Origin of the sequence: Bacillus sp. JJ1127 (assembly GCF_036965845.1) — a bacterium.
Taxonomy (GTDB): Bacteria; Bacillota; Bacilli; order Bacillales; family Bacillaceae_G; genus Bacillus_A.
In genome coordinates, this window is sequence record NZ_JBALQK010000359.1 from 1 (window position 1) to 3,692 (window position 3,692).

Sequence of the window (3,692 nt, forward strand, 5' to 3'; positions counted from 1 at the left end):
TGTTTGGGGAGTCGGATACAAAATTGAGGATTAAATTATTGCAAGGGATTAGAATGAAATTTTTTCTTGCTTTTATATGTAGCATTTTATTCGCTACCATATGCATTATACTATTTCAAAGTTTGGCTGGAAGTATATATGCAGATGTTGCTAGGTACGAAGAAGAATATTCCTTTATCTATTTTGTTATTTTTCTTATTTTAACTTCATTCTTTTTCTTATTATTGTCAAAGAGTACAGTAAAACGAATAGAACAAATCAATCATAGTGTGAAACAGATAAGCAAAGGTAATTTAGAAGTACATATACCTGTTTTGAAAAGTGATGAGATTGGAGAATTAGCAACGAATATTAATGGAATGGCTGAAAGTTTAAAGGAATCGATTGAGAAAGAAAAACGATCACAAGAAATGAAAAATGAAATGATTCATAATATCTCCCATGATTTACGAACACCTGTAACATCTTTAATAGGCTATGTTGATTTAGTAGAAAGTAAGCTTCATTCAAATGTAGAGGAATGCAATCAATATGTAGCAGTATTAAAGCGGAAAAGTTATGAGTTAAAGGATCAAATAGATGATTTATTGGAATATTGTCATATAAACTACAAGGAAATTCAGTTACATAAAGAGATAATAGGAGTTAAAGCATTAATAGAACAAATTATGATTGATTTTGTACCACAATTAGATAAAGCAAAGCTGCACTTTGAGATTGAGTGTAAACAAAATTTGCAAATTGAAGCGGACATAAGCCTAATAGTGAGATTAATGCAAAATGTAATTAGTAATAGTATTTTGTATGGAAAACCCGGAAAGAAAATTACCATTCAGATTCAACAGAAAAAAATGAATGTCGAAATAAAAATTAAAAACTATGGACAATGTATCTCAAAAGAAGATCTTCCATATATATTTGAAAAATTTTATCGTGGAGAAAAATCAAGGAATGCTCATACTGGTGGAAAAGGAATGGGGCTGGCTATTGCTAAAAGTATTGCTCAGCTTCATAAAGGGGATATAACGGTATGTAGTAGCAATGAAGAAACAACATTCGCGATCCTTTTACCAGAATATAAAGAAGAATTGTAAGAAAGTCGTAAGTATTTCTTTCATATGTCTTAAAATTTGTTTTGTATCATAACGAATGAAGATATAGAAACGGAGGATACAGCATGTGGGAGAAAATAATACTTACAATTTTATTTATCGTTTTGTTTATAAGTTGGGGTTCAATTTATTTCGCTAGGGGCATTATATCAATCATCGCTTGGTGGGGAGTACAAGTTTTTAGTGTTTTTTCGATCATTATCCTAACCATTTCGGTTATTGCAATTACACGAAATTTATTTTCTAGAAGACGTTTACATAAAACAATTATTTTTATTTTTGTTTTATCCATAGTTGGAGCTTGGCCAGCATGTTGGTTTGCCGGGATAGGGCAAATTGCTTATCCAGCAGATGTTCATTCGGCAACCCCGAAAGCAATGGTTCGTCTTCCGTTGAATCAAGCCGCGTTAGTCGGATGGGGAGGCGATCGAATCGAAACAAACTATGCTCACGCCATGGTGCCCAATGAACGCTGGGCATATGATCTTCTTGTTCCTCCGGCTGGGATCAAAAGCTCAAGGCTAGAAGACTACGGTATATATGGAGTGGAGGTAGTTGCTCCGGCTTCTGGAACGGTTGTATCCATCAATAATGATGAACCTGACTTGAAACCAGGAACGGATGACTTTGATTCTATGGCTGGCAATCACATATACTTACGCTTAGATGAAACAGGAACATATCTTATTCTTGCACATTTGAAGAAAGGATCGGTACGAGTGAAGGCAGGAAAACATGTAACAGAAGGAGAAAGCCTTGCCCAAGTTGGAAATTCAGGAAGTTCCAGTGAGCCACACTTGCATATTCATCATCAGCGGCAAAATCCATCCGAGACGAGCATGTTTCTTTCGGAAGGTTTGCCATTATATTTTCGGGATATTGATGGAGCAGCTATGCCAACAGGTGGCGTTCGTATGGAGAATGGAAATGAGGTACCGGTAGGAGATGTGATTTCACCTTTATCATGAAAATTCCCCTCTGCATTTCAAGCAGAGGGGAATTTTCATTAACCAACAAATGTTTGATACAGTAAGAAAATATTTAAAGCGATAACTAGCGCAGCAATTAACCAGGCAATTACGTTTGTAATAGGGTGATTAGCTAGTGAGCCCATAATTTTTTTACTACTTGTAAACATAATAAGTGGTACTAATGCAAAAGCGATACCAAATGATAATACAACTTGACTCATGACAAGAGCATAAGTTGGATTCACCCCTAAAGCGATAATAACAAGGGGGGGAATCATTGTAACGAATCGTCGTAAGTATAAAGGTATATGCATTCGAATAAAACCTTGCATGATAATATCACCAGACATTGTTCCGACAGAAGAACTAGATAAACCAGCAGCTAACAACCCAACTCCGAAAAGGCTGGCAGATACAGGACCAACTAAAGTGCCAAATTCTCTAAAGGCAACATCTAAATCTTCAACATGTAATCCGTTTTTGAAGAACAAGGCAGCGGCTACAATTAACATACTTGCATTAATTGCTCCAGCAATCACCATTGCTATAATGATATCAATGAATTCAAAGCGGAAGATTTTTTTGCGTTGTTCCTCTGTTGTTCCTACCACGCGGCGCTGCGTCAAAGCAGAATGTAAATAAATCGCATGTGGCATTACAGTTGCACCTAAAATTCCAGCGGCAAGTAAAATGCTATCTATACCTTGGAATTTAGGAATAAATAGTCCTGCAAGAAGAGGGCTTAGCTCTGGTTTTGCATAAAATACTTGTACACCAAATGCTATAACAACAATAAAAATCATCCCTGTAATAATAGCTTCTAATGGACGGAAGCCTCTGCGCTGAAATTCAAGTATAATGAATGATCCAACTGCCGTAATTAAAGCAGCGGGCAACATTGGAATGCCGAAAAGTAAATATAGCCCTAAAGCGGCTCCGATAAATTCAGCCAAATCAGTAGCCATTATAACGAGTTCACCTTGTATCCATAAACCAATTGAAACGGGTTTTGGAAAATGCTCGCGAGCGACTTCGGGAAGGTTTTTACCAGTAGCAATCCCTAATTTCGCTGATAGAGACTGAATTAAAACAGCCATTAAATTGGAAGCGAGAATCACCCAAAGTAATAAATAACCGTATTGTGATCCAGCTGCAATATTTGTAGCAAAGTTCCCAGGATCAATATAAGCAACGGAAGCAATAAAAGCAGGTCCTAAAAAGGGTAATAATCTTTTTAGTCCTTTTGTTTCACCACTTAAAGCGAGGTGGGCAGATTGAACCGTTGTACTTTGAGGAGGGACTTGCGCATCGTTTGTTATATCTTTATTCATAGTAGTATTCCCCTTTAGTTTCTTAGCTTGCTGCAATTATTGTATGTATTCTTACTAGTTATTTCAATACATTTAGATATTTTTATTTGAACACAAATGTTTCCTTAATGCAAATTATATGAATGTATGCAATAAAAGGTGTGCCGAAATTGAGAAATAGATAATTATTTAACAAAAATGAACAAAATAGCCAATATGCAGTTGTAACTTTTTGGAATTCAGGTAGATAAAGAGAGTTGGTCGCTAATATGAATTATATAAATCCATTTTCATTTTTC

General features: G+C 35.7%; 3 protein-coding genes. 2 read left to right on the plus strand and 1 reads right to left on the minus strand.

Going from position 1 to position 3,692, the window contains the following annotated elements; genetic code table 11:
• On the plus strand, positions 1 to 1,094 hold a 1,094-nt coding region (locus V7183_RS24330; RefSeq protein ID WP_335361125.1), incomplete at its 5' end, for a sensor histidine kinase.
• 83 nt (positions 1,095 to 1,177) lie between these two features.
• Positions 1,178 to 2,080, plus strand: coding sequence for a M23 family metallopeptidase (locus tag V7183_RS24335; RefSeq protein ID WP_335361126.1), 903 nt, complete (start codon positions 1,178 to 1,180; stop codon positions 2,078 to 2,080).
• A gap of 38 nt (positions 2,081 to 2,118) precedes the next feature.
• Here V7183_RS24335 and V7183_RS24340 read toward each other — a convergent pair whose 3' ends face one another.
• Positions 2,119 to 3,414, minus strand: coding sequence for an Nramp family divalent metal transporter (locus V7183_RS24340; protein ID WP_335361127.1), 1,296 nt, complete (start codon positions 3,412 to 3,414; stop codon positions 2,119 to 2,121).
• Between the last annotated feature and the right edge of the window lie 278 nt (positions 3,415 to 3,692).